This is a genomic window from Bacillus sp. lyk4-R2A-2 (genome assembly GCF_030209735.1).
GTDB lineage: Bacteria > Bacillota > Bacilli > Bacillales > Bacillaceae > Bacillus > Bacillus pumilus.
Window position 1 is genome coordinate 17745 of the sequence record NZ_JARVRK010000011.1, and the last position, 25025, is coordinate 42769.

The 25025-nt window shown below is 40.5% G+C and carries 29 protein-coding genes and 1 pseudogene; 20 read left to right on the forward strand and 10 right to left on the reverse strand.

Features of this window, described 5'->3' with window-relative positions:
- Nucleotides 1-22: 22 nt before the first annotated feature.
- Nucleotides 23-475, reverse strand: coding sequence for a MarR family winged helix-turn-helix transcriptional regulator (locus QRN39_RS17055; protein ID WP_050945644.1), 453 nt, complete (start codon nucleotides 473-475; stop codon nucleotides 23-25).
- Nucleotides 476-680: 205 nt separating this feature from the next.
- Between QRN39_RS17055 and QRN39_RS17060 the strand changes: the two genes are divergently transcribed.
- From QRN39_RS17060 to QRN39_RS17090, 8 genes and pseudogenes are all read left to right on the forward strand, one after another.
- Complete coding sequence (locus tag QRN39_RS17060) at nucleotides 681-1286, forward strand: TetR/AcrR family transcriptional regulator (protein WP_050945645.1); 606 nt, start codon at nucleotides 681-683, stop codon at nucleotides 1284-1286.
- Between the two features lie 31 nt (nucleotides 1287-1317).
- Complete coding sequence (locus QRN39_RS17065) at nucleotides 1318-2514, forward strand: MFS transporter (RefSeq protein ID WP_137055580.1); 1197 nt, start codon at nucleotides 1318-1320, stop codon at nucleotides 2512-2514.
- A gap of 131 nt (nucleotides 2515-2645) precedes the next feature.
- Entirely contained in the window at nucleotides 2646-3677 is a 1032-nt protein-coding gene (locus QRN39_RS17070) for an acyltransferase family protein (RefSeq protein ID WP_284907732.1), read from the forward strand.
- A gap of 149 nt (nucleotides 3678-3826) precedes the next feature.
- Nucleotides 3827-6013, forward strand: a complete 2187-nt coding sequence (locus QRN39_RS17075; RefSeq protein ID WP_137055582.1) for an MMPL family transporter — start codon at nucleotides 3827-3829, stop codon at nucleotides 6011-6013.
- A gap of 103 nt (nucleotides 6014-6116) precedes the next feature.
- A complete protein-coding gene (locus tag QRN39_RS17080; protein WP_050945649.1) occupies nucleotides 6117-7301 on the forward strand; it encodes a sensor histidine kinase in 1185 nt (394 codons plus the stop codon).
- Nucleotides 7302-7306: 5 nt separating this feature from the next.
- Complete coding sequence (locus tag QRN39_RS17085; RefSeq protein ID WP_212046662.1) at nucleotides 7307-7957, forward strand: response regulator transcription factor; 651 nt, start codon at nucleotides 7307-7309, stop codon at nucleotides 7955-7957.
- Between the two features lie 108 nt (nucleotides 7958-8065).
- Nucleotides 8066-8219, forward strand: a pseudogene (locus QRN39_RS18520) (MFS transporter); the annotation flags it as partial.
- A gap of 291 nt (nucleotides 8220-8510) precedes the next feature.
- Nucleotides 8511-9296: a GNAT family N-acetyltransferase gene (locus QRN39_RS17090; RefSeq protein WP_284907733.1), complete on the forward strand. Its 786-nt coding sequence runs from the start codon at nucleotides 8511-8513 to the stop codon at nucleotides 9294-9296.
- On the opposite strand, the gene QRN39_RS17095 is transcribed toward QRN39_RS17090, so the two are convergent.
- The gene (locus QRN39_RS17095) at nucleotides 9291-9764 is read right to left on the reverse strand and encodes a GNAT family N-acetyltransferase (protein WP_137055586.1); all 474 of its coding nucleotides are present in this window, start codon (nucleotides 9762-9764) and stop codon (nucleotides 9291-9293) included. The two genes, QRN39_RS17090 and QRN39_RS17095, sit on opposite strands and share 6 nt — an antisense overlap.
- Nucleotides 9765-9818: 54 nt before the next feature.
- Between QRN39_RS17095 and QRN39_RS17100 the strand changes: the two genes are divergently transcribed.
- Nucleotides 9819-10088, forward strand: coding sequence for a YesK-like family protein (locus tag QRN39_RS17100; RefSeq protein ID WP_106030202.1), 270 nt, complete (start codon nucleotides 9819-9821; stop codon nucleotides 10086-10088).
- Here the strand turns inward: QRN39_RS17100 and QRN39_RS17105 are convergent.
- Both QRN39_RS17105 and QRN39_RS17110 read right to left on the reverse strand, forming a co-directional pair.
- Complete coding sequence (locus tag QRN39_RS17105; protein WP_106030203.1) at nucleotides 10085-10624, reverse strand: GNAT family N-acetyltransferase; 540 nt, start codon at nucleotides 10622-10624, stop codon at nucleotides 10085-10087. The two genes, QRN39_RS17100 and QRN39_RS17105, sit on opposite strands and share 4 nt — an antisense overlap.
- Nucleotides 10621-11016, reverse strand: a complete 396-nt coding sequence (locus tag QRN39_RS17110) for a VOC family protein (protein ID WP_003214262.1) — start codon at nucleotides 11014-11016, stop codon at nucleotides 10621-10623. The genes QRN39_RS17105 and QRN39_RS17110 overlap by 4 nt, the downstream gene beginning before the upstream one ends.
- 193 nt (nucleotides 11017-11209) lie before the next feature.
- Between QRN39_RS17110 and QRN39_RS17115 the strand changes: the two genes are divergently transcribed.
- From QRN39_RS17115 to QRN39_RS17135, 5 genes are all read left to right on the forward strand, one after another.
- Nucleotides 11210-11752: a dihydrofolate reductase family protein gene (locus tag QRN39_RS17115; protein ID WP_284907735.1), complete on the forward strand. Its 543-nt coding sequence runs from the start codon at nucleotides 11210-11212 to the stop codon at nucleotides 11750-11752.
- Between the two features lie 108 nt (nucleotides 11753-11860).
- Entirely contained in the window at nucleotides 11861-12334 is a 474-nt protein-coding gene (locus QRN39_RS17120) for a MarR family winged helix-turn-helix transcriptional regulator (RefSeq protein ID WP_003213943.1), read from the forward strand.
- On the forward strand, nucleotides 12318-12941 hold the full coding sequence (locus tag QRN39_RS17125) for a nitroreductase family protein (RefSeq protein WP_106030204.1): 624 nt from the start codon (nucleotides 12318-12320) through the stop codon (nucleotides 12939-12941). The genes QRN39_RS17120 and QRN39_RS17125 overlap by 17 nt, the downstream gene beginning before the upstream one ends.
- Nucleotides 12942-12958: 17 nt before the next feature.
- On the forward strand, nucleotides 12959-14011 hold the full coding sequence (locus QRN39_RS17130; RefSeq protein WP_050945655.1) for an LLM class flavin-dependent oxidoreductase: 1053 nt from the start codon (nucleotides 12959-12961) through the stop codon (nucleotides 14009-14011).
- A 348-nt stretch (nucleotides 14012-14359) separates the two neighbouring features.
- Complete coding sequence (locus QRN39_RS17135; RefSeq protein WP_003214005.1) at nucleotides 14360-14653, forward strand: hypothetical protein; 294 nt, start codon at nucleotides 14360-14362, stop codon at nucleotides 14651-14653.
- Nucleotides 14654-14686: 33 nt separating this feature from the next.
- On the opposite strand, the gene QRN39_RS17140 is transcribed toward QRN39_RS17135, so the two are convergent.
- Nucleotides 14687-15250: a helix-turn-helix domain-containing protein gene (locus QRN39_RS17140; RefSeq protein ID WP_284907736.1), complete on the reverse strand. Its 564-nt coding sequence runs from the start codon at nucleotides 15248-15250 to the stop codon at nucleotides 14687-14689.
- Between the two features lie 111 nt (nucleotides 15251-15361).
- Between QRN39_RS17140 and QRN39_RS17145 the strand changes: the two genes are divergently transcribed.
- Complete coding sequence (locus QRN39_RS17145; RefSeq protein WP_003214091.1) at nucleotides 15362-15949, forward strand: LysE family transporter; 588 nt, start codon at nucleotides 15362-15364, stop codon at nucleotides 15947-15949.
- A gap of 4 nt (nucleotides 15950-15953) precedes the next feature.
- Here QRN39_RS17145 and QRN39_RS17150 read toward each other — a convergent pair whose 3' ends face one another.
- Nucleotides 15954-16505: a GNAT family N-acetyltransferase gene (locus QRN39_RS17150; protein WP_212046656.1), complete on the reverse strand. Its 552-nt coding sequence runs from the start codon at nucleotides 16503-16505 to the stop codon at nucleotides 15954-15956.
- 122 nt (nucleotides 16506-16627) lie between these two features.
- Nucleotides 16628-17521, reverse strand: a complete 894-nt coding sequence (locus QRN39_RS17155) for a LysR substrate-binding domain-containing protein (RefSeq protein WP_034620209.1) — start codon at nucleotides 17519-17521, stop codon at nucleotides 16628-16630.
- 162 nt (nucleotides 17522-17683) lie between these two features.
- Here QRN39_RS17155 and QRN39_RS17160 point away from each other — a divergent pair, with 162 nt between their 5' ends.
- The 3 genes from QRN39_RS17160 to QRN39_RS17170 all read left to right on the forward strand — a co-directional run bounded on the left by QRN39_RS17160 (nucleotide 17684) and on the right by QRN39_RS17170 (nucleotide 19822).
- Nucleotides 17684-18673: an aldo/keto reductase family protein gene (locus QRN39_RS17160; RefSeq protein ID WP_050945658.1), complete on the forward strand. Its 990-nt coding sequence runs from the start codon at nucleotides 17684-17686 to the stop codon at nucleotides 18671-18673.
- 152 nt (nucleotides 18674-18825) lie between these two features.
- On the forward strand, nucleotides 18826-19011 hold the full coding sequence (locus tag QRN39_RS17165; protein WP_003213978.1) for a CsbD family protein: 186 nt from the start codon (nucleotides 18826-18828) through the stop codon (nucleotides 19009-19011).
- A 148-nt stretch (nucleotides 19012-19159) separates the two neighbouring features.
- Entirely contained in the window at nucleotides 19160-19822 is a 663-nt protein-coding gene (locus tag QRN39_RS17170; RefSeq protein ID WP_106066398.1) for an O-methyltransferase, read from the forward strand.
- Nucleotides 19823-19858: 36 nt separating this feature from the next.
- On the opposite strand, the gene QRN39_RS17175 is transcribed toward QRN39_RS17170, so the two are convergent.
- Complete coding sequence (locus QRN39_RS17175; RefSeq protein WP_003214160.1) at nucleotides 19859-20179, reverse strand: AzlD domain-containing protein; 321 nt, start codon at nucleotides 20177-20179, stop codon at nucleotides 19859-19861.
- The gene (locus tag QRN39_RS17180; RefSeq protein WP_284907737.1) at nucleotides 20176-20901 is read right to left on the reverse strand and encodes an AzlC family ABC transporter permease; all 726 of its coding nucleotides are present in this window, start codon (nucleotides 20899-20901) and stop codon (nucleotides 20176-20178) included. Before QRN39_RS17180 ends, QRN39_RS17175 begins: the two co-directional genes overlap by 4 nt.
- Before the next feature lie 293 nt (nucleotides 20902-21194).
- On the opposite strand from QRN39_RS17180, the gene QRN39_RS17185 reads away from it, so the two are divergent.
- Nucleotides 21195-22070 carry a DMT family transporter gene (locus QRN39_RS17185; RefSeq protein WP_034620208.1) on the forward strand — a complete coding sequence of 292 codons (876 nt, stop codon included), beginning with the start codon at nucleotides 21195-21197 and terminating at the stop codon, nucleotides 22068-22070.
- A 71-nt stretch (nucleotides 22071-22141) separates the two neighbouring features.
- Nucleotides 22142-23161, forward strand: coding sequence for a S66 family peptidase (locus tag QRN39_RS17190; protein WP_284907738.1), 1020 nt, complete (start codon nucleotides 22142-22144; stop codon nucleotides 23159-23161).
- 192 nt (nucleotides 23162-23353) lie between these two features.
- Here QRN39_RS17190 and gltP read toward each other — a convergent pair whose 3' ends face one another.
- Entirely contained in the window at nucleotides 23354-24604 is a 1251-nt protein-coding gene (gene gltP, locus QRN39_RS17195; RefSeq protein ID WP_034620243.1) for a glutamate-aspartate/proton symporter GltP, read from the reverse strand.
- Nucleotides 24605-25025 lie beyond the last annotated feature (421 nt).

Consider the following 25025-nt stretch of genomic DNA (forward strand, 5'->3'; position numbering starts at 1 on the left):
TGTCGGAGAAAGAAACACCGGATTAAGGCGTTTCTTTCGCAATCTGATAGATTTTTTCGTATAGAGACAATAATGTTTTTAAATCTTCTTTTGGAAGCTTTGCATAGTATTTTTGAATGAGGTGCAATTGAATTTCTTCTGTATTCTTGTGAAAGTCATGACCCTTTTCAGCAAAATCAACAATGATTTCCCGCCGGTTATGTGGATTAATTTCTCGTTTGACATAGCCAAGTTGTTCAAGCTTTGATACAAGCTGGCTGGCGGCACTTGCCGAAATGGAAAAGTAATCAGCTAGTTCGTTGATTGTTCTTGTTTTTGTCCGTAATAATTCAAGTGTCAGCTCTTGTTTGGCTGATAAATCTGCATATTCATGTTTTAAAAATCGTTGATACTCTTCTACGTAGATGGAGCCTAGTGCATTCGAGTATTCAATGATTTTTTTACTGTAATGAATGATTTCTGCATCCAATGACATCACCTCTACTCCATTATAGGCAATGTTTATAGTTAAGTGAAGTTAAATATTAAGGTAATTTAAATGAGGAGATGGCATGAGTGATTGTTTCGACGACTTTTTCATTGTATTTTGAAAAAGATCCATTTATAATAAAAAAATAAACCAACTGGTCGGTTTTGAATTGTCCTGATGAAGAAAAGCAAGATAGAAGGGATTGTAAAAGATGACAAGTACACAAAGCGGGGCTGAAAAGAGCGAGAAGACGAAGCGAAAAATCGTCACCGCTTCACGTGATTTATTTGCAAAAAAGGGGTACTCAGAAACATCTGTGCGAGATATTCTAGAGGCGGCTGAAGTGAGTAAAGGCAATCTTTATCACCATTTTAAAGGAAAAGAGTTTTTGTTCCTTCATATCATGGAAGAGGATCACCTCTTGATGATGGAGACGTGGCATCAGGAAAAACAAACGATGCACCAGGCCATTGATCAGCTCGCAGGATTTGCAGAGCTGCTCAGTCAAATGGGCATTAACTACCCATTAATGAGAGCAAGTGAGGAATTTTGTGCAAGTGCCTTTACATCAGACGAGGTCATGGAACGGCTGAACAAGATTGACGCCGACTTTGATGATGTGATGAGAGACATCATACTTGAAGGTAACAAAGATGGCAGCTGGTCGATCCAGCATGTCGAGTCAACGGTGAAAATATTATTATCCGTTTTTTACGGATTAGACGTGTTGTATAAAAATGATCCAATCGAAGAGAAAAAAGAATTACAAAAACAAGCGATCTCATTGATTATTCACGGAATCAACCATCATGAGTAACAATTGAATCAATAAAGGGGAAACAAACATCATGCAAAAACCGATTCGTGAGCAAAAAGCTGTACTCGTTATTTTATTAAGTAACATATTTATTGCCTTTTTAGGCATTGGTCTTATTATTCCTGTCATGCCGCTATTCATGAATGTGATGCATCTAACAGGGAGTACGATGGGATACCTTGTGGCGGCGTTTGCTGTGGCTCAGCTCATTGCATCACCTATTGCAGGGAGATGGGTAGACCGCTATGGAAGAAAGATTATGATTGTGTCAGGACTATTTCTATTTGCGTTATCAGAACTCGTCTTCGGTCTTGGGACACACGTGTATGTGCTGTATTTTGCAAGGCTGCTAGGCGGTATTAGTGCGGCATTTATTATGCCAGCTGTGACTGCTTATGTCGCAGATATCACGACCGTTCAAGAAAGATCAAAGGCAATGGGATATGTATCAGCGGCCATTAGTACCGGCTTTATTATCGGACCTGGGATTGGCGGATTTATTGCAGAATACGGTGTACGCCTGCCATTCTTCTTTGCAGCAGGGATTGCCTTTATAGCCGTCATTTCGTCTATGCTTTTGCTGAAGGAGCCATTAACAAAAGAAGAGCGAGCGAAGCAGATGGATCAAGTGAAGGAATCGACCTTCTTTAAGGATTTGAAAAAATCGATCCATCCAAGCTATCTCATCGCTTTTATCATTGTGTTTGTCCTCGCGTTTGGACTGTCTGCGTATGAAACGGTCTTCAGCTTGTTTACAAATCATAAGTTTGGTTTTGGTCCAAAAGATATTGCGGTGATTATTACGGTCAGTTCGATTGTGGCGGTTATCATCCAAGTGCTGGTTTTTGGGAAACTCGTAAATACCCTAGGGGAAAAAAGAGTCATTCAGCTCTGCTTGATTGTCGGAGCGGTGCTCGCTTTTGTTTCAACTGTCGTCTCAGGATTTATGGTAGTCCTCATTGTCACATGTGTGATTTTCTTAGCGTTTGATTTATTGCGTCCAGCATTAACGACCTTCTTATCAAAAATCGCTGGCAATCAGCAAGGATTTGTCGCAGGGATGAACTCTACCTACACAAGCCTTGGTACGATTTTCGGCCCAGCCCTTGGCGGGATTTTATTCGATCAAAATATACATTTCCCATTTCTATTCGCAGGTGTTGTCTTATTTCTCGGATTAGGCTTAACCCTTATTTGGAAGGGGAAGGCGACGGTTGTATCTAATTAAGGGCTCTAACTAGGGCTCTTTTTTTGTTCCTGTGGATAGAGTATTGAAATAATCACAAGGTCACTGTTGATGAGGTGTTATTCATGTTAACATGATACATATTTTACCAAAATGCTAGAGGAGGATTTTCAATGCAAATTAAAGAGATTTTTTATATTCGGTGTATCTCGTGTTTGAGTGTTGTGCTCATTCATGCAATAGCCATTTTATCTAGCCCACAATCATCATCTATTCTTGTAGCACTACTCATGTTCAGTACACCGAGTTTTGTTTTCATTTCTGAGTTTTTATTGGCGCATTCTTATCCAAATGGTACACCTAAAGGATTTATGTGGAAGAGAGTGAAAGCCATCTTTTTCCCATTTGCATTTATTGGGATTGTTGATGGGTTTTTGTATTCTGCATCGTTAAATGGAGGGGCAGCTGACTTCTTTAAAAGAGCTTCAGCAAATGTCTTATTGGGAAATTATATTGGTTATTTTGTTCTGATTATTTTTCAATTTTACTTTTTGCATATGTTTTTTCACAAAATGGCTAAGCGTACCTCAGCCAAATGGGTATTGCCGATCTCCTTTATCATCACAGTTGGTTATTTAAGTGTCATGAACCTCGTCAAAATCCCACAACCTCAATTACCTAATCCAATGTTCGGCTTAGAATGGATTCCATTTCCAGGTTGGTTATTCTATTTTTGTTTAGCCTATTATTGTGGAGTGAATTATCAGCAGTTTATCACAAGACTTCATCAATTTAAGTTTGCCGTGTATGGACTTGTTCTGATTTCAGCAGTGACCCTTCTAAGCAATACATATGTAGGCTTTTTCGAGCCTTCTTCTAAGAGGCCAGATGTTGTTCTTTATACAATCAGTATTGTCTTCTTATGCTTTCTCTTGTTTTCTAAAGTAAAAAGCGTTCCATCTTTCGTAGCTGTCATTAGTCAATATTCATTCACCATCTATTTGCTTCACGGGTATTTTCTAGGTATCTCTGTGTTACTATGGGGACAATTAAAAGATTATCCATTCTTTGTGGGGACATTCATAATATCAGCACTTGCAATTGCTGGACCTATCCTATTGTCTCGGTTAGCAAATCATTATAAATATGGCTATATGTTTGTCGGTAAAATCAACAGAACGAGACGAAAAACAGTCGCCTCATAAACGATTTAAAGGGGATCTTAAGAAGATGCCCTTTTTTTGTTGCCTAAAAGTACAGTGCTTTTTGCCCAAAAGTACAATTTTAATCGATCATCTCATTGCTTAGAATAAAAAGATGAAGTTCATGAAGTTGAAGAAAAAGGAGTAAGTGAATGGCAAAATTTTTATATCATTTAGGAAAAAGTGCTTTTTCTAAGCCGAAACGGATGATTATCGGTTGGTTACTTGTTTTAGTAGCTGTTGTGGCGGCAACAATAGGGACAGGTGTTTCATTTAATGGAGATATGTCGATTCCAGGAACAAAGTCAGAAAAGGCAATGGATCTCTTGGAGAAAAAGTTCCCAGCAGGTGATGATGGCGGGACCATTCGTCTGATCTTTAAAGCACCTAAGGGCGAAACATTAGAAACAAAAAAAGTAAAAAATAAATTGAACGAAACGATCAAAGAAGTCAAAAAGGATAAAGCAGTCAAGCAAGTGACGGATTTATATCAGACATTTGCTATTAGTAAAGATAAGAAAATAGGGTATGCGGATATTACATACCGGGTGAAGGCGGGTGAGGTAAAAGCATCCTCAAAAGAGAAAGTATTAGATAGTATTAAGATTTCAAGAAAGGCTGGCATCCAAACAGAATTAGGAGGCTCCGTCACATTCTCAGAAATTGAGGTAGGCGGGATTTCGGAAGTCATAGGTATTGTCATGGCCTTCTTTATTTTAGCCTTTACCTTCGCTTCATTATTGATTGCAGGACTACCGATCTTGACGGCTGTCATTGGGTTAATAATCGGCGTGATGGTCATATTAATTACCTCAAACTTTGTTGATATGTCTGCATTTAGTCTTACATTAGCTGTGATGATTGGACTTGCCGTAGGAATTGATTATGCATTATTTATCATTTCTCGATATCGACAGTTATTAGCAGAGGGTTACGAATTGAAAGAAGCAGCTGCTAGAGCTGTTGCTACAGCAGGCAGTGCTGTATTGTTTGCAGGTGTCACCGTCGTGATTGCACTATGCGGACTTGTATTAGTCGGTATACCATTTTTAGGCGTTATGGGTCTTGTAGCTGCATTCATGGTATTATCAGTTATGCTTGTGTCTCTGACAATTGTTCCTGCGATACTAGGGATTCTTGGTGATAAAGTAAGCCCTTCAAGAAAGAATAAATGGTTCTCTAAATTACAATCTCAACAAAAAGAAGAAACAACAGCTTGGGGAAGGTTTATCAAAAAGTATCCAGGTAAAATCATCCTAGGTGTCATTGTATTGACTGGTCTATTTAGTTGGCCAGCACTTCATATGGAGTTGGGTCTTCCTGATAACGGTATGAAGGGGAAGGAAACAACTGAACGCAAGGGCTATGACCTGTTAGCAGAAGGGTTTGGCAAAGGGTTTAATGGGCCACTGGTTGTTATCATTGATGCCTCCCATGCAAATAACGCAATGAAATCTATTGAGAAAACAACAAAAGTATTAGAGAAGATGGATGGCATCAAACAAGTGGCACCGGCTGTTCCTAATCCATCGGGTAAGTACGCCATGCTGACCATCTTACCGAAAAGCGGTCCAGAAGATAAGGCGACAAAGCAATTAGTCAAAGATATACGAAATGAATCTAGTCAGACTGCTGCAAAGTATGATACGAAATTACTTGTTACTGGTTCTACGGCAGTTAATATAGATATTTCAGATAGACTCAGTGAAGCGTTACCGAAATTTGCAGGAGTCATTATTGGATTTGCTTTGATTTTGATGATTCTTGTGTTTAGATCCTTCCTTGTTCCATTAAAAGCGGTTTTAGGATTCCTTATGACATTGACCGCTACACTAGGTTTTTCAGTCTTTGTTTTACAGGATGGACACCTTGCGCCATTGTTTGGAATACCAGCAAATGGCCCATTGTTAAACTTTATGCCTGTACTAGTGACAGGAATATTATTTGGTCTTGCAATGGATTATGAAGTCTTTTTAGTCAGTCGAATGAGAGAAGATTTCCTTCTATCAGGTGATGCGAAAAAGTCCGTTGTATCAGGTTTGAAGCACAGTGGAAGAGTAGTGACTGCCGCAGGCTTAATCATGATCCTCGTCTTTGCTAGTTTTATCTTTGCAGATGACTTGATCATTAAAACAATGGGATTAACGTTGGCATTCGGCGTTCTGTTTGATGCATTTGTCATAAGAATGACTTTTATCCCAGCTTGTATGATGCTGATCGGACGAGCTGCTTGGTACTTACCCAAATGGCTCGAAAGCTGGCTTCCACGTATAGACATTGAAGGTGAGTCTATTTCTCAGAAAGATGAGAAAGCAGAGAAAGAAGAGAAAGTGATTTAGTCACTAATAGTCTTACATGGTATGATTGATGATACCGCCATTACCTCGATAAAGGGTGGGCGGTATTTTTTGAGTGAATATGAGGCTCGGATGGTGATTATTTATGGCGAAACGACGGGTAGACCCTTTTAATGAAATGATCTATTCGCGGATTCCAACATTATTATGGGTCATTCTTGTTTATATTGCAGCAATGATATTTCAGTTTATAACCACCCCAATAGCAATTTCTGGCCTGTTTTTTTCTGCACTTATTGCCATACATCTGATTCTGCATTGGTGGGCATTTTACTGGTTTCAGCAGAATCCATGGGTATATTTTCTGATTCAAGGAATTGTGATTCTACTTTGTGTTTCAGTCATGCAGGCGGCTTCCCCTGTGATCTTAATTGGTCTGTTACCGGTACTAATTGCGCAAAGTATTGGGGTATATTATCATACATTGAAGGTGATTTTGACAGGGCTTAGTTTTTATGTCCTTTTTTTTCTTGCCCTTATTTTGGTCAATGATACAGATGATTTGACGGTATACATTCCTATTTTGTTTTTGATTCTGATTGTAGTCATCGCATACTCCATTTTATTTTTTAGACAAGTCAAAGCTAGAATTCGTACACAAACATTTTTAAAGGAACTTGAATTGGCACATCAACAAGTGGAAGAGCTGACACTTGCAAATGAGCGTCAAAGAATGGCGAGAGATTTACATGATACCCTTGCACAAGGACTGGCAGGTATTATTATGCAGCTAGAAGCGGCCCATGCACATTTAGAGAATCAGAATGTTGAGCGTGCTCAAAGCATTATTAAAGGTTCAATGAGCCATGCGCGGACGACATTAGGTGAGGCGAGATTGGTCATTGACGACCTTCGAACATATAGCCAGGATCAATATGACTTAGCTGATTCTGTGAAAGATGAAGTGAATCGGTTTATGACGGCGACGAATATTCCAGTTCATACAAAAGTGGCTGTCTCCTATCAAGTGTCACCTTTTCTCATCGAACATACCGTATACATTGTCAGTGAATGTTTGACGAATATTGCCAAGCATGCCAAAGCAAGTAAAGTCGAATTGATGATGGAGCAAAAAGGTGATCACATCTCCTTGCAAATCACAGACAATGGAGTGGGTTTTAATGAGAAAAAACAAGAATCCACTTCCGGGCATTACGGTCTAATTGGTATGTCAGAACGTGCCCGACTGCTTGATGCACAGCTACACTTAAAAAGTGAAAAAAATGAAGGTACACAAGTGACGGTAACCATACCTTTGAAAAAGGAGTAAAAACAATGTCTTATCAAATTGTGATTGTCGATGATCATTTTGTTGTTAGGGAAGGGTTAAAATTAATTCTTGAGACAGATCAACGATTTGATGTTGTTGGTGAAGCTGAGGATGGGGCAAAGGGGTTAGATGTCTTGAAAGAGAAGGCTCCAGACCTTGTATTACTTGACCTCAACATGCCTAACATGAGTGGGCTTGAGATGCTAAAAGAGATGCAGTCTCTTCAATTAAAAGTACCGGTCCTGATTCTCACTACCTATAACGAAGAGAAATTAATGATTGAAGGGCTGCAACTTGGAGCAAAGGGCTATCTTTTAAAGGATGCCAGCAGGGAAAATTTATTTTATACAATTGAAGCAGCTATCAGAGGAGATATTCTTCTTCAAGCAAACGTCGCTGCTAAGGTATTTGAATCAACAGAGCATCAAGTGACTCCGAACCATTTGAAAAAAGAAATAAACATGCTGACTGAAAAAGAGATGCTTGTCTTGCAAGCAGTGGCTAGAGGATTTCGAAGTAAGGAAATTGCATTTGATATGGGGATTTCTGAGAGAACTGTCAAAGCTCATTTAACAAATATTTATCAAAAGCTGGAGGTCACTTCAAGAGCGGAAGCAATTAAAGCAGCAGTAGAATTAGGGATGATTCATTTTTAGAGAGAGCGAATGATCATATGAGATGATGACAAGAAACATTGCTCTGTTAAGTTTCAGCGTCAAGTGATTTATTATCTCTTCCACTGCGGTTTCAGTATGTGTAGGAAAATGAACTCTGCCTACATAAGTAATGGTACGATCTTTGACCCGGCACTTGGCGGCATATTATCCGATCAAAATATTCATGTCCCATTTTTATTCGCAGGTAGGCTTACCCCTTATTTGGAAGGTGAAGGCGACAGAAGAGACAGCAGCAGAATAATGAATGAAGAAGTAAGAGACCTTTTAAACGAGGTCTCTTTTTTTAAGACTGCGGCTTCAGGTGTTTTAATGCCTGTGCCATGTGGATGGTTGATGACGTTTACTTATGTCATAACCTTTTCTTGTTTCTAAATAAAACCAAACCCTCATTCATAAACCTCCTTTCACAATGAGCATAGCAATAGAGGAAAGCAAATGAGAAAGAATTTTATTAGTTGCAAAGAGTCACTGCATGCGCGCATTTTTTTATATATAATGGAAGGAAAGAACATGTTTGGAAAAGGGGAGCGCCATGCATCTTTTGGAAAAGCAAAGGACAGCATCGATAAAAGAAGGGATTCGCCAGATCGATCCGGCATATCCAGTGTTTGTAGATGCGGTCATGGATGGTTTCATACAAGGGAATCTTTATGTAGATGATGCAGTGCACCCTCGTATTTATTTTCTCGAAACAGCATGCGGCATTTATTATGTTGCAGGCAAGAGAGAAGAAGAGCTGTCACACTTCTCGGCGTTTATTGTGGATATTTACGAAAGGCAGAAAAGACAAAACGGCCGATTTACCATATTTTCAGCGAATCAATCGACAGATGTGATGATGAAAAATTGTCTTGGATCACATCTGAAAGAGATGGAAAGACATGCGTACGTTTTTTCGCAAGCACAATCTTATGTTTCTGCGTCTCATCCAGGCTACAGAGTAGAGCGGACAAAAGAACAGGTGATCAATGCAAGCAGGGCTTTCACGCCTAGCTATTACGAAGCCTATTGGGGGAGACCGGCGCGCTTTCTATCAAAAGGAATCGGAGTTGCCATCTTAGATGGTGAGAACGTGGTGAGTGAATGTGTCTCCATTTTTTCAAGTGAAGATCGTGTAGAGATAGATATTTGGACAGAAGAAGCCTACCGGGGGAAAGGTTTAGCGCAGCTGGCGGGTCAGCATATGATCAAGAGTTGTCTTGAAAATAAGAGGACACCGCATTGGGATTGCGATGTCCATCACCTAACTTCGATCAAACTGGCAGAAAAGCTAGGCTTTCAGCGGACAAAAACCTATCGATTGTTTTACAGCTCATGATGAGAAGGTTTTGAGATACCAAGCATCCATTGCAGAATGCTCAGAGCCTTCAATCGGCTCTGAAAGAAGAGAAAAGCCATATCGCTGATAAAGGCCGGTGGCTGCAGTTAATTCCTGGCGGGTTTCTAAATAACATGCTTCATAGTATGTAGAGGCATATTGCAGCGCTGTATCCATCAGTTTTTTGCCAGCACCTTTTCCTTGAGCATTTGGACTCAGATAAAGCTTTTGTAATTCACATATTCCGTTAGTAAATGGAGCAATGCCTACGCCGCCCAGAATATCGCCATTCTCTTCAGCAATCCAATAGGCTGCATGAGTCAATGATTGATAGTATTCGAACAGCTGGTCAAGGTGGGGATCAGTGTAGGCGGTTCCTTCAATCGCCAGATTCGCCGATTCTAGTGACTGGCGGATAATCGCTGCGATATACGGGTTGTCTTTTTGCTCAATGGGTCTCATGTTCATTGGAAGTACCTCCATCGTCATAAAATAAAAAAAGAGAAAGTGAGTTGAAACAACATGTTTTGGCTGCAAACCGCTATTTTTACAATCGTTGTATTGTGTCTCTCATGGTGGGCAGGGAAAAAAGGCAGAAACCGTCATGCGGGTCTGATCCTCCCTATATGCTTTATTCTATTTGGATTGGTTTTATTGATAGCCAGTTTCTTCATTGGCAGATGGGAAGGCATGGCGCTTAGTATATCAAGCGTCTCTATCGTTCTCTCTTCCATGATTTGTTTGATCATCGTCACAGCGATTCAAATTTTAAAAAAAGATGTCCCTTCTTAAGCAGGGGCATCTCCACTGTTCATCTGATTGTATTCTTCACGAAGGATGCCCATGATGATCACATCTGAGTAGGTACCATTGAAATAAAGCGCTTGGCGCCTTTTTCCTTCATATTGAAATCCGGCTTTCTCATAGCTTCTGAAGGCTCTCGGATTGTGGGAAAAGACTTCGAGCTCAAGGCGATTGAGTTCTAATGTCTCAAAGGCGAATGCTTGAACCATTCGGACAGCTTCGGTGCCATAGCCTTTTTGGAAATGTTCTGGTCCATGAAGCGCAATGCGGAAGCTTGCCGTATGATTGATTGGATCAATATCCACAATCGCCGCATCCCCAATCATTTCTTTCGTGTCTAACAGACAAATGGCGAAATCTCGTCTGCTGTCATCTTGTAAAAATCGGGTGTAGGCTGAACGAATTTCTTCTAGTGTGAACGTTTTTCGTGTGCCAGTCATGTAAAGTGTTTCTTCATGCTGGCATCCTCTTTGAATACCCGGATAATCCTGTTCTTCAATCGGTCTCAAAAATAAGCGGGTCATGACGGATCACCCTCCTCTATATATCGAGATATTTCAATTAAATTCAGATCAGGATCACGGATATAAACAGATTCAACCGGACCTAATGTACCTGTGCGCCTGACGGGTCCCTCTTCAATAGGAACTACTTGCTTGCGAAGGTGCAGCAGCAAACTGTCCATATCTAAATCGGTGATAAAGCACAAATCACTAGAGCCTGGAAGTGGGTGAGCCGCTGCCGGCTCATATTCATGACCAGCTTCATGAAGATTGATCTTCTGTAAACCAAAACGAAGCGCTTTACGGCCTTCTCCAAAGGTTTCTTCCTTCATTCCTAATACGTTTGTATAAAAGCGAATGGTGTCCTCCATATGTTGTACAGTCAACACGATATGATCAAGTCGTCGTATCATCAGTTTCTCCTCCAAGTATGATCATTGATTGAACTGATTTTATTATATCATTACTTGAAGAGGATACCTTAGTGAATCACGGTGTTGAAGGCATGAAAACGGATGATGAAAAATCCATATATACTTTGTCTTTCCTTTCTGATACAATTAAAATAGAATATATGTTCTCGTTTAAGATAAGGGAGTGATGGAATTGAGTCAGAAAAGGAAGCTGCTTTTTTATGGGGCAATGAGTATCGATGGCTATTTAGCGAGAGAGGATCACAGGCTCGATTGGTTAATAGGAACAGAGGGCGAAGAAGAAACGAGGTATGATGACTTTTATGCGTCAGTTGATACGCTGATCATGGGGCGAAATACATATGAGCAGGTTCTACAGCTGTCACCAGATGAGTTTCCTTATGAAGGAAAGACATGTTATATCATGTCACGTACTTTACAAGACAGTTTGAAAGGAACCCATATCATTCGTGAAGATATCTTATCTTTTATGAAAAAATTAAAACATGAAGAAGGTCAGCATATCTGGATTGTCGGCGGCGGGGAACTGCTTCAGTTTTTCATAAAAGCAGGATTGGTTGATGAGCTTTATCTTCAAATTGCTCCTGTCATGATTGGTAGAGGCATTCCCCTGTTTTCCCCAGCGGATATAGAATCCAGGTTTTCATTAAAAGAAGTCAAACAATACATGCAGATAGCTGAATTGCATTTTGTCTTAAAAGAAGAAGATCACTGATTTGAGGTGGTCTTTTTTTTATGAAACAAACTCGTTGACAATGATATATCCTAGTGTTAGGATAAATTTATCCTAGTTTTAGGATTTCTTAAAAAGGGAGTAGTTGCCATGGTGCAGCATGAACATGAATTAGACTTAAGGCTATTCCGCGTGTGGATGAAAGCCTATCAAGCTCTTTTTACAAATATTCAAACAGACATTGAACGTTATGATATCGGATTTGAAAACTTTCAGATCCTTGAATTGCTCTATAGTAAGGGGCCACATCCCGTCCAAAAAATCAGCGACATCCTGTCAATCCCAAGTGGAAGTATGACATATGTCGTGAACAAACTAGAAAAACAAGAGCTCGTGAAAAGGCAATGTGCGCCCTCTGATAAACGTGTATTTCATGTATTACTGACGGAAAAAGGAAAGCAATTGTTTGACGACATTTTTCCTAAACACACAGATGTCATTTCACAAAACCTATCCTTTATTGAAAAAGAAGAAAAAGAACAGCTCATTGAATTATTAAAAAAAGTCGGTTTAGGTGCAAAACAACTTCACGAAAAGGGGAAACAAGATGACTCTCAGCTTTGATACATTGGTACGTGAAAGACGATCCGCATCAAATTTTTTGCCAAATATCTCGATTTCGAGAGAAGAGCTTAACAGCATTTTTGAAGAGGTCAAAATGGCACCATCTGCTTTTAACTTACAGCACACACAATATGTCGTCGTCCAAACAGAAGGTCTTAAAGAACAAGTAAGAGAAGCTGCATTTGGACAATATAAAGTGCATTCTGCCTCAGCAGCGATCATTGTACTGGGAGACCCAAAGGCTTATCAGCAAGCGGCGAACATTTATGAAGGTCTGAAAATGCTTGGCATTTTAAACACACAGCAATACGAAGAAATGGTCAGAGAGACGATGAGCTTTTATGAACAGAGAGGAGCGGATTTTCAGAAAGAAGAGGCAATCCGCAATGCTTCATTATCTGCGATGCTGTTTATGCTCGCCGCCAAAAACAAGGGCTGGGACACGTGCCCAATGATCGGCTTTGACCCTGATGTCATGAAAAAGGTGCTCAACATCGATTCGGATTTGGTTCCCGTGTTAATGATCACACTAGGAAAAGAAAAAGTAGAGAGCAGACAACCGAGAGGCTACCGAAAGCCAGTCTCTGAATTCGTAACATACTTATAAGATAGGGGGTTCCACTCATGGAACTAGGAATTAGTACATTTGTAGAAACAACACCTGATTTTCAAACAGGAAAAACAGTCAGTCACGCACAGCGTATTCGAGAAGTAGTCGAAGAAATTATTTTAGCAGATCAAGTTGGCCTTGATGTATTTGGCGTAGGTGAGCATCACCGTGAGGATTTCGCTGCATCGAATCCCGCTGTTGTCTTAGCGGCTGCGGCAACACAAACAAAGAATATCCGCCTGACAAGTGCAGTGACAGTCCTTTCATCAGCAGATCCTGTTCGTGTCTTTCAGGATTTTGCAACGCTAGATGGACTATCAAACGGGCGTGCAGAAATTATGGCAGGCCGTGGTTCATTTATTGAATCATTCCCGCTCTTTGGCTATGACCTTGATGACTATGAAGAATTATTTGAAGAAAAGCTTGATTTGTTGCTCAAATTACAGCAGTCTGAGCGTGTCACATGGAGCGGAAAGCATCGCCCAGCTATTCAAGATGTCGGCGTATATCCAAGACCTGTTCAAGATCCGCTTCCAATCTGGATCGGCAGTGGAGGAAACCGTGAATCTGTCGTACGTGCTGGATTATTGGGACTGCCTTTAGTACTTGCCATCATTGGCGGAAGTCCTAGACAGTTCGCACCGCTCGTTCAGCTGTACAAGCAAGCGGCAGTGCACGCTGGACATGACCCAGAGAAATTAACCGTGGCGTCACATTCGCATGGATTTGTTGCGGAAGAAACAGAACTGGCAGCAGACCAATTCTTCCCTTCCACACAGCATGTGATGAATACGTTAGCAAGAGAGCGAGGCTGGGGACCTTATACTCGTTCTACATTTGATGCAGCGAGAACGTTAGAAGGCGCGCTGTATGTAGGAGATTCAGATGCAGTGGCAGAGAAAGTGATTCACCTAAGAAAAAATGTAGGAATCACGCGTTTTATGCTTCATGTACCAGTTGGTTCAATGCCGCATGATCAAGTATTAAAAGCCATTGAGCTATTTGGAAAAGAAGTCGCTCCTAAAGTAAGAGAAGAGGTTGCTCGCTGGGAAGCAGAGCAAGCATAACGAAAAAGGTCGATCAAGTGAATAGGCTTGATCGACCTTTTTGATGCTTAAGGATCAATGACACAAGGTTTCACTGTAGGGCATGAAGCAGCAGAAGCAAGTGGTGTGGTCGTCAAGGTGAAGAGAAAAACAAGTTGAAAACAGATGAGCCATTTTTTCATGAAATCACCTCCGTTCACAATTGTTTGACGGAATGAGATGAGGATAAAAGCACAGAAGTATAAAACACTCTCTATCCAACATAAGACAATCATATCATAATTTTCAAAAAAATGAAAAAATATCTTATATAAGTACTGAGTTATGGTATGGTTATTATGTTCTACAAAAAAAGGGAGGGATTTTTTTATGAAAAAGGTCATGTCTTCTGTTTTAGTTGGAGCAATTGTCTTAACGGGTGCTGGGGTCACAACTGCTCCAGTGGAAGCAAAGGAGCAAACAAACAGTGAAATAACGGCTCAGGCCAGTCGAACTGTTTCAGTAACAAGAACATATACGACATCAAACATCCCAGAAAGTATTGTATATGCAGAGGATGGCTGGGTCGGTATTTTAAAACAAACCTCTATTAAAGAATTGGGATTAGGAAAATATAGTGTCACATTTACTGGAACAGTGGTACGCGATCCAGGATTTAATTAAATAAAATGCAAAGCTGACAGGTGGACAAGCCTGTCAGCTTTTTTCATGAGGATAATAAAGAATCATTTGCAGCCGGACCATTTGTTCTCCGGTTTGTTTATATGCATGCGTACGGTCCGCTTTAAAACGAATGGAGTCGCCGGCGTTTAAGCTGTATTGCTCATCTCCAATGGATATATCAAGCGCTCCCTCAAAAACGGTAATCAATTCCTCTGTCCCGCCAATGTGTTCATTTGCATGCAGCGACCCGCCAGGATCAATTTCTACTCGGTACACTTCAAATTTCCCCCGGTTATCAAAAGGAAAAGTCGTATATACGCGATATCGCCCATCATCTTCCATTAAAATCTGTGCATCTTCATTGCGTACTACTTTGATTTCAGGCTGTGGTGCGTGAATGAGCTCACTAAAAGATACCTTTAATCCGTTGGCGATTTTCCATAAAGTCGTGATGGTAGGGGTTGATTCTCCTCTTTCAATTTGTCCAATCATGGTTTTGCTGACACCTGTTAATTCTGCCATCTTTTCGAGGCTTAATTTCTTTTGGTCTCTAAGAAGCCTCACATTTTTAGAAATAATCGATTGTACATCTTCCATGAAAAAAACTCCTTTCTCTATTTACTTTATAAAGACCGAACGTTACAATAAAACGTAACATACGCAATAAAGTAATTAAAGTCTTAATAACGTACAAGGGAGGCGGCAACTATGATTCTTTCTATGTTGATCTATGCTTTTGTGAGCAGCTTTACCCCAGGGCCAAACAACATCATGGCCATGGTCTTTACGAATAAATATGGGGTCAAGCAAACATTTCGATTTTGTTTAGGTGTGGGTATCGGATTTCTCGTTATTTTGTGTTTGAGTTGCTTCTTTAATATCATTCTTTATCAAGTGATGCCGAAAATAGGCTGGGTCATGGCGTTCATCGGAGCTGCATACATGATTTATTTAGCGGTCAAAATCATGAAAAGTAAAGGCGGGGATGACGAAACACTTGATCGTTACAATCATTTTGTCCCTGGTATGATGCTGCAATTTATCAACCCAAAAGCGATTTTGTATGGATTGACTGTGATTTCAACATTTGTTTTGCCATATGGACAATCGAATATGCAGTATGTCATATGGACGCTGATTCTCGCACTTATTGGATTTCTCGGTACATTTAGCTGGAGCCTATTTGGCTCTTTGTATAAGCGCTTTTTGACTGCTTATGAAAGACCGTTCCAGTATGTCATGGGGCTGCTTCTAATATACAGTGCGATTTCAATGGTATGGGGTTATGTGATGTAAGTAGTCAGAAGCTTGGCCGCTGCCTGCCCATCACAACAGTATTGTAATAAAGTCCATCTGCCAGACGTTTATCATTTTTTAATACCCCTTCAATCAGAAAGCCATGGTGCTCATATAACCGAATGGCTTTTTGGTTCGTTTCTAGCACTTGAAGTGACATCTTCTGGATGCCTTGCTGATCAGCCCAGTCAATAGAAGCGGCTAAAAGCTCTTTGCCAATGTGATAGCCCCAAACATCCTTTTGAATGGCGACCCCAAAAGTCACTTTGTGAGCAGAGCGCTTGAGTGAATGTCCCTCACATCTGGAGAAACCAACAATTTCTCCTTCAATATCAGCGACCAAAAATAAATGCCTGCTTTTTTTGGTATCATCTTGAATCAACACCTCAAAATCTTTTTCATGAAGAAAGGCTTCGCCTGGTTCACGGTCTAAATATTCTGTTTCACCATCAATTTTCAGTCTGAGCGCTGATAACTGCTTGGCATCGCCAATTGCAGCAGACCGAATACGATAGGTCAAGTCACGAACGGTGAATATGTTTTCAGAGATAATCATAGAACACCAACCTTTCTTTCCATTATGTCTATCATACCTGAAACGTGTACATAGCAGGTGAAAGCTTTTAAGTCTGTCTTATAGATCATTATTTTTTAATCCAGCTGACCCTGGCTGGATTTTCATGATTTAGACTGAGAACTTAAATAGGCTTCTCTCACAACTGTTAAAAAGTGGTCAGCGACGGTTGATGTTTCATCTTGTCTCCATGAAACATATAAATTTACTTTTGGTGTAGTTTCTTGGATTTTTCTATAAACAACCCCTGAACGTTTTACGCTTTCTACTGAGGATGGAACCACAGAGATTCCCATTCCTGCAGCAACTAAATTCACAATCGTATGCATTTGAATAGCTTCCTGAACTACGTTTAAACTTATGCTGTTTTCCCAAAAGTAGCTGATAATTAAATCATAAAAAGCTGCACCTAGATGACGTGGGAACATGATAAATGGTTCATTGGCTAATAAATGAATTGGAACTTTGGGAAATGAAGCTAAAGGATGATTTTCTGGCAAAACCAAGCTTAATGATTCCTCACAACAAATTTCTGAGGTAAGTATCTTATTATTTTGGTTAGAACGAATAAATCCTATTTGAATTTCTTTCTTATATAGTGCTTTTAACTGCTGTTCTGTAGCCATTTCACATAAGACAAGATGGATGTTAGGGAAACTTTCTCGAAACCTTTTAATAATATCAATCACAATATCAGTAGAATCAACGAAGCCGATCGTCAAATGACCTATTCTTCCGTCATCTGCAAGCTGTGTTGCTTTAATCGTTCTATCTACTTGAAGAAGCGTACGGCGGGCTTCTTCTAAAAATACTCTCCCCGAATCTGAAAGTTCAACCTGTCTTCTCGTTCTATGAAAAAGCGTAACACCTAACTCTTCTTCTAATTTGCGAATTTCCTGACTTAATGGAGGCTGTGCCATTTTAAGACGTTCAGCTGCCCGGCTAAAATTTAGTTCTTCAGCAACCATGATAAAATAACGTATTTGTCTCAGATCCATTTTTTATGCCCCCTATAAATTTCAACATTGCTTATTGTGTTTTTTTAATGGAAATATTTTTAGTTATATAATATATATATATATTTATCTTAATATATATATTATACATATTAACGGCCTCTTTTTATAATGAAAGTATTCTTTCAAAAGGAGGGCATTATTATGGAGTATAGTAAACTTGGAAATAGTGGATTAACAATTAGTAAACTTGCATACGGAAACTGGATTAATCATGGTGGTAAGATAAATGAAGAAACTGCCCATGATTGTGTGAAAGCTGCTCTTGATGTTGGTATTACGACGTTTGATACTGCTGATGTTTATTCAGACACCAAGGCTGAAGAGATACTAGGCAGGTCTTTAAAAGGGATCCGGCGGGAGAGCATTGAACTATGTACAAAAGTATGTCATCCAACCGGTACTGGGAAAAACGATAGAGGATTATCACGCAAGCATATTTTGGAAAACTGTCATGCCTCTTTGCGACGTTTACAAACGGATTATATTGATATTTACTATGCACACAGGTTTGATCCAACTACACCTCTGGAAGAAACGATGTTAGCTTTCGCAGATTTAGTAAGACAGGGGAAAGTGAACTATATTGGTGTAAGTGAGTGGACAGCAGAACAAATTACTCGAGGGGCAGCGCTTGCACGAGAGCTAAAAGTCCCCCTAATTGCCAGCCAACCTCAATACTCCATGTTATGGAGAATCATTGAAAGTGATGTAATACCGACCTGTCAGCGCGAAGGACTTGGCCAGGTAGTATGGTCGCCTTTGGCCCAGGGAATCCTTACTGGAAAGTACCTCCCAGGAAAATCACTTCCGACTAATTCGCGTGCTAACTCACCTGCTGGAAAACCCTTTTTTAAAAACCTTGCTCAACGCTGGATGAATAATAATACCTTAGAGGCGATCCAAAAGCTTAAGCCCATCGCACAAGAGGTTGATCTTACTCTCGCTCAGCTTGCAATAGCATGGGTACTGCAAAATCAGAACGTTTCTGCAGCAATTATCGGTGCATCTAGTCCAGAACAGGTGAGGGAGAATGCTTTAGCATCTGAGGTGAAAATTGAAACTGAGATGATGAATCAGATTGACGAAATTCTAGGTGATCTTGTTGAGTACGATCAGAGTAAAACAGGTTAAAGCTTTTAAGTCTATCTTATAGATCATTATTTTTAATCCAGCCGACCTTGGCTGGATTTTCTTGTTGCTGTAGTTTCTTGGATCGCACACTCAGATGTTTTGTATCTGTGAAAAAGGCTAAATGAATAGTATCAAACGTGGAGGTGGAACAAATGAGTGAAGAAAAAGGACATATGGATAAAGCGAAAGGAAAAACAAATCAAGCCAAAGGTCAATTGAAAGAGAAGCTTGGCGAAGCAACAGATCATCAAAACCTGAAAGCAGAAGGGAAAAAGGATCAAGCCAAAGGAAAGCTTCAAGATAAAAAAGGGGATTTGAAAAATCACCTGAACCAGTAAATCCGAAAACACGGCATTGCTTCATGTCTCCATCATGACATGTCTTTCATCAATAAAATGAATAGATGTGTGAAAAGAATTGATTATACGCGCTCGCTATCATCATGTAGACTTGAGACAGAAGACATGATCAAGGGAGATGGTTGAGATGAAGCAAGTGTGGGAGAAAGTTGACGAGTATATCACAGACAAGTTGATTCCTAAAGATGATGTTTTGGAGCAAGCTCTTACTCATAATAAGCAAGCAGGACTGCCAGAAATTGATGTGTCACCAGCTCAAGGGAAAATGCTTTATTTATTAGCAAAAACCAAGAATGCAAAGCGCATTTTAGAGATCGGGACACTTGGTGGATACAGTACCATTTGGTTGGCGCGTGCTCTTGAAGAGGATGGAGAACTCATCACATTAGAGGCTGTCAGCCACCATGTACAGATTGCGCAGCAAAACATTAGTAGAGCGGGCTTATCGGAACGGGTGAGCATTTTGCAAGGAAAGGCATTGGATACGCTATCTCAGTTAAAAGAGAGGGATGTGCTTCCATTCGATTTGATTTTCATTGATGCAGATAAACCGAACAACCCGAAATATCTAAAGTGGGCGTTACACTTCTCAAAAAAGGGAACAGTCATTATTGCAGACAATGTCGTCAGAAATGGAGCAGTCCTTCATGACTCTGATGGGGATGAACGAGTGCAAGGAACTCGTGAATTTTTCAATTTACTCAAACAAGAGTCAAGAATAGAGGCAACAGCCATTCAAACTGTTGGTGAAAAGGGTTACGATGGATTTGTATACGGAATCGTAAAATGAAACAAAGCTTAACCGCATGCGGTTAAGCTTTTTCTTTTAAAAAAACCATCTGGCAGTCCCCATCAGCATGACGCCTACAAGAACAGTAAGTGATAAGCTCTTTGTCCAAACAGCGATCACGACGGTAGGAACCAAGACAGCAAGGTACATCCAGTGAATGGTGACACCTGTTGTGGTATGAATGAACAAATGCTCTGCAATTAAAGCCGTAAAGATACAAATGGGAATAAACGATAACCACTTGAGCACCACTTCAGGCAGCTCGATACTTCGTACAAATATAAAGGGAACGACCCTTGGAATCACAGTGACAATCATACAGCCGAGAATGAGCCACATCATAAAACTGCTGATCATTTATCTGTCACCACCCCAATGGTTGCGACAATTATGGTGGCTAATAGAACAGCCACGTGTGATGGAACAAAATGAAGCAGGACAAACATCGCAATGACCATATACAAAACAAGTGACAGGCGATGGGTTAATTTACTTTTAGGCACAGTTTGCAAAGAAAGAACCAGCAGTGCAGCAAACATAGCGGAAAGAGCAAAATCAAGACCAAGTGCTTCAGGATTTGAGATCCAGTGTCCAAAAATGCCGCCAAGTATACAGGCAGCAATCCAGCACAAATAAGCCGTTATGTTCAGCCCGTGCATCCACCGGTTATTCAGCTTTCCATGCTGAGCTAATTTATTCATGGCTACGCCAAAGGATTCATCAGTCAGCAATAGACCGAATCCAATATTTTGTTTTAAAGAGTAGCATGTAAAATGAGGAGCCAGCGTCAGGCTTAGTAATAAATGACGCAGATTCACAATAAATGTAGTGAGAATAATAGCGGAAAGGGGGCTTCCCGTGACAAGCAGTGCACAGATAATAAACTGTGAAGCACCTGCGTAAATAAAGATTGCTAGAAGCGCAATGTCCCATAGGCTCAACTGTGCGCTAATTCCAACAATTCCAAAGGCAAACCCGATACTCATATAACCAAGCAGGGTTGGCACACAATCTTTTATTCCCTCGAGAAATGGTTCATGTTCCGTGCTGGGAATATGTTTTTTAGCTTCAATATCCAACGACCTCTACTCCTTTTCTGCGTGACGACCTATAGTTTTACTTACTATATGAAAACGAATTTAGCATGTCAATATCCCCTTATCTTCTATTATATAAAGAAAAAAGGTGTAAAAAGGATTGAAGTCATCCAGAATCTGTTATAAAGTATCAGAAAATAAAAAAATTGGAGTGACGACAATGCTGTGCAAACCTTTGTTTGAACATGATGTTCCAAATGCCCTCCGTCCATAACGGAGAGTGATCTCCGTTTGTGGATATGGTATTCAAAATATCCAATAACGGAGGGAAAATGATGAATGAAAAATATATAGGCGCCCTTTACCTAGCAATCGCAGCAAGTATTTGGGGCGGCATGTACGTTGTTGTCAAAGTAACAGTAGCGGTTGTTCCGCCACTTGAACTCGTCTGGATGAGATATGCTGTAGCAGGAGTCGTGTTGGTGATCACCATTTGGCGCTTGGGCTATTCCTTTCGATTAGATAAAAAAGATATCCCCCTTATGGTGTTGATTGGGCTGATCGGAAATTTCCTTTCAATCGTGACCCAAGAAATTGGGACGATGTATACCTCTGCACAAATGGGGGCTGTTATTACATCTGCAACTCCTGCGTTTATGGTGCTGTTTGCTTTCTTTCTATTAAAAGAAGCCATGACTGTTCGAAAGTGCGCATCCATCCTGCTTGCTACAGCAGGTGTATGGCTCATGATTGGACCAGTTGCAGTACAGACAGATGAATTTGTCGGTGGTCTTTCATTGGTCTTCGCTGCTTTAACATGGGCGCTGATGTCTGTTTTGCTCAAACGTGTCCCAGGAAAGTACCCTCAGGTGGTGACAACCACATATGCGATCATCATTGCATTCATTGTTTTAACACCGCCTGTATTATTTCGTTTACCTCACCTAGATGTGGAACAGATGGCAAGGCCGGAGATTTGGGGCGGTATTCTTTATCTAGGCATCATCTCAACAGCTCTAGCATTCTTTTTATGGAATAGAGGGCTTCAATTAATGGATGCCTCAAGCGGCGGTTTGTTCTTTTTCTTTCAACCGATCGTAGGTGCCGTTCTTGGCTGGCTGCTTTTGGGAGAAGAAATGGGATTACGCTCATTCATTGGCATTCTATGTATCTTTGCAGGTGTCTATACTGTGCTGCGTCAAAAGGAATAAAAGAAGATGTCCCTTGTAATAGGGGCTCCTCTTTATAAATGAGAGATTGAGAGAGGATGGAGGGAAATAGGATGATACAATTTCCACAATTACAAAAAGGACAAACAATTGGCGTCACAGCACCTTCCTCAGGTGTACAGCCGTCTTTGCATGACATGTTTCAGCTCTCATGCGAGCGAATGAAAAAAAGAGGCTATGATGTCATATGTGGAGATACGGTATGGCACCAGGAAAAGGCAAAATCAGCTCCTGCCGTAGAACGAGCAAAGGAGCTTCAGTACATGATGACCTGTGATGAGATTGATCACATCATCCCGCCATGGGGAGGGCAGCTTCTGATGGAGGTGTTAGAGCACCTTGATTTCTCATCGATGCAAAAAAAGTGGATTCTTGGTTACTCGGATACGAGTGCGCTTCTGCTGGCGTTGACATTCAAAACAGGCATTGCCACTGCGCATGGGCCGAACCTAGTAGATCTTCAGGGAGAAGAGCTTGATCAAACAACTGTCATGTGGGAAGAAGTACTTTCAACAAAAGGGGAAATGGACATCAGCCAATATTCTTCATCTATGTATCAAAAGGAATGGCAGTATGACAATCCGATTGAACATGTTTTTCATTTAACAGAACCGACCGCATGGCATACGGTTGATCGACAAGAAAAGATGGTAAAGGGGAGGCTAATGGGCGGCTGTATTGATGTCATACGCCACTTAGCTGGGACGCCTTTTGGAGATGTCAAAGCTTTTCAAAAAACATTCTTAAAAGATGAACCAATTCTCTGGTACTTTGAAAACTGTGAATTAAATGCTGTAAGCGTGAAGAGATCGCTTGTTCAATTGAAACTAGCAGGATGGTTTGACCATTGTTCAGGTATTATGTTTGGGCGAAGTGCAGTAGATGTGCCTGTGGAAGGGTATCAGTATCATGATGTATATGAAGAATTACAAAAGGAATTACAAATCCCTATTTTTTATGATATAGATTGTGGGCATGTCCCGCCGCAAATGACGCTGATTAATGGCGCATATGCAGAAGTGCAGCTGCAACCTCAAGGCAAAGCGGTCCTAAAGCAAGCATTTTTATCATAAGAAAAGGAAAGGGGAAGCCCTTTCCTTTTGTTTTCTTTTCAGCGTGATAGAAAACCTTTGAAGTCTAGGAAGGACGAGTACCGGAGCGGAGCGAATTTGACATTCGTGAGCACCGGAGCGCAGGACTGACAACGAATGCGAGGGTTTGTCTACACGCAGAAGGAAAGGGGAAGCCCTTTCCTTCATATAACACTACATTCCTTTTGTTTCTTCACCTGCTTTTGGAACTTCCCAAGCAGACTCGCGGAATACTTTCTCCCATTTCGATACGACAATACATGCAACGGCATGACCTGGAACATTCACACCTGTTCGAGCCATATCCATAATTCGATCGACACCGGCGATAATGGCGACGCCTTCTGCTGGAAGACCTACTGCATGGGCGGTCGCCAAAAGGACGACGAGTGAACCGGATGGCACCGCTGCAATCCCTTTACTCGTTAACACAAGAACAAGCATCATCAAAAGCTGCTGTGACAAACTCATGTCGACACCAAACGCTTGTGCAAGAAACACACAGGAAACCGATAAATATAAACTGGACCCATCACAATTGAGAGAAAGACCAGATGGAATGACAAAGGAGACAATTCTTTTCGGACAGCCGTATTTCTCCATTCGTGACATAAGCTGAGGAAGGACGGTTTCTGTACTTGTAGTAGAGAAGGCAACCAAGAACAAATCCCAAATCATTTTTAAAACTTCGAAGTAGTTAAAACGGAAGATCAGTGCGACCAGAGGGAACAAAGCAAAGAGAATAATGAATAATCCTAAAAATACAGTCCCAACAAGCTTCATCATCGGGATTAATAACACAATGCCATATTGACCAACAGAAGCAGCCATTAATGCAAGCACTCCAATAGGTGCTGTCACCATGACCATCTGCGTTAGCTTAAACATAATTTGTGCCACTGATTCAAAGAAGTTGAGAACAGGAGCGGATGCCTTACCGATACCGCTTGCCGCTACACCAAATAATATGGCGAAGAAAATGACAGCTAGTAAATCATTTTGAGCCATGACATCGACGATATTCGTTGGAATGATATCGAGTACCATTTGTTTAAAGTCGACGACTTTCTGCGTATAGCCGTCTAATTCACCAATATCTTTCTTAGCTAATTTAGAGAAGTCAAGGCCAACGCCAGGCTTTAGAACATTAGCCAGCAATAGACCAATTCCTAGAACGATGGTTGTGATGACCTCAAACCAAATGATCGTCTTTAATCCTAGGCTTCCCATTTTCTTCATACCACCACTGCCGGCTGCACCAATAACAATGGTAGAGAAAACGATAGGAACAACAATCATTTTAATCAACCTGATGAATCCATCTCCAATTGGCCTGAGAGCCATCCCGAAGTCAGGAAAGAAATGGCCGATAAGAGCTCCTATCACCAAAGCGATCATGATTTGAAAAGCGACGAACTTTTTCATCATCTCCTACCCCCTTTAAATGCTTGGAAAATTTTAAGAATTTTCCAATAAATAAAAATTCTATGTGACCATGTTTTGTCCTCCTTTGGATTTAGAAAGATTTTATTTAAGAATCATTGGAATTATGAAGAAAGGGAAGAAAATAGGGCTATTGCATTTCTATTTATCTAAGAAAAAACGACTTCTTAAAAAACATGAAACTTTTTTAGAAAAATGTATTGACCCTTTTATGTGATCCATGGTATATTTTTATTCGTCGCTGATGACGTATTTGAAACAAAGACATTCAAACACATGCGACAAACAAATCTCAAAAAGATATTGACTTGATAAAAACGATATGTTAAGATAATTAAGTCGCCTGATTAAGCGCCCGTAGCTCAATTGGATAGAGCGTTTGACTACGGATCAAAAGGTTAGG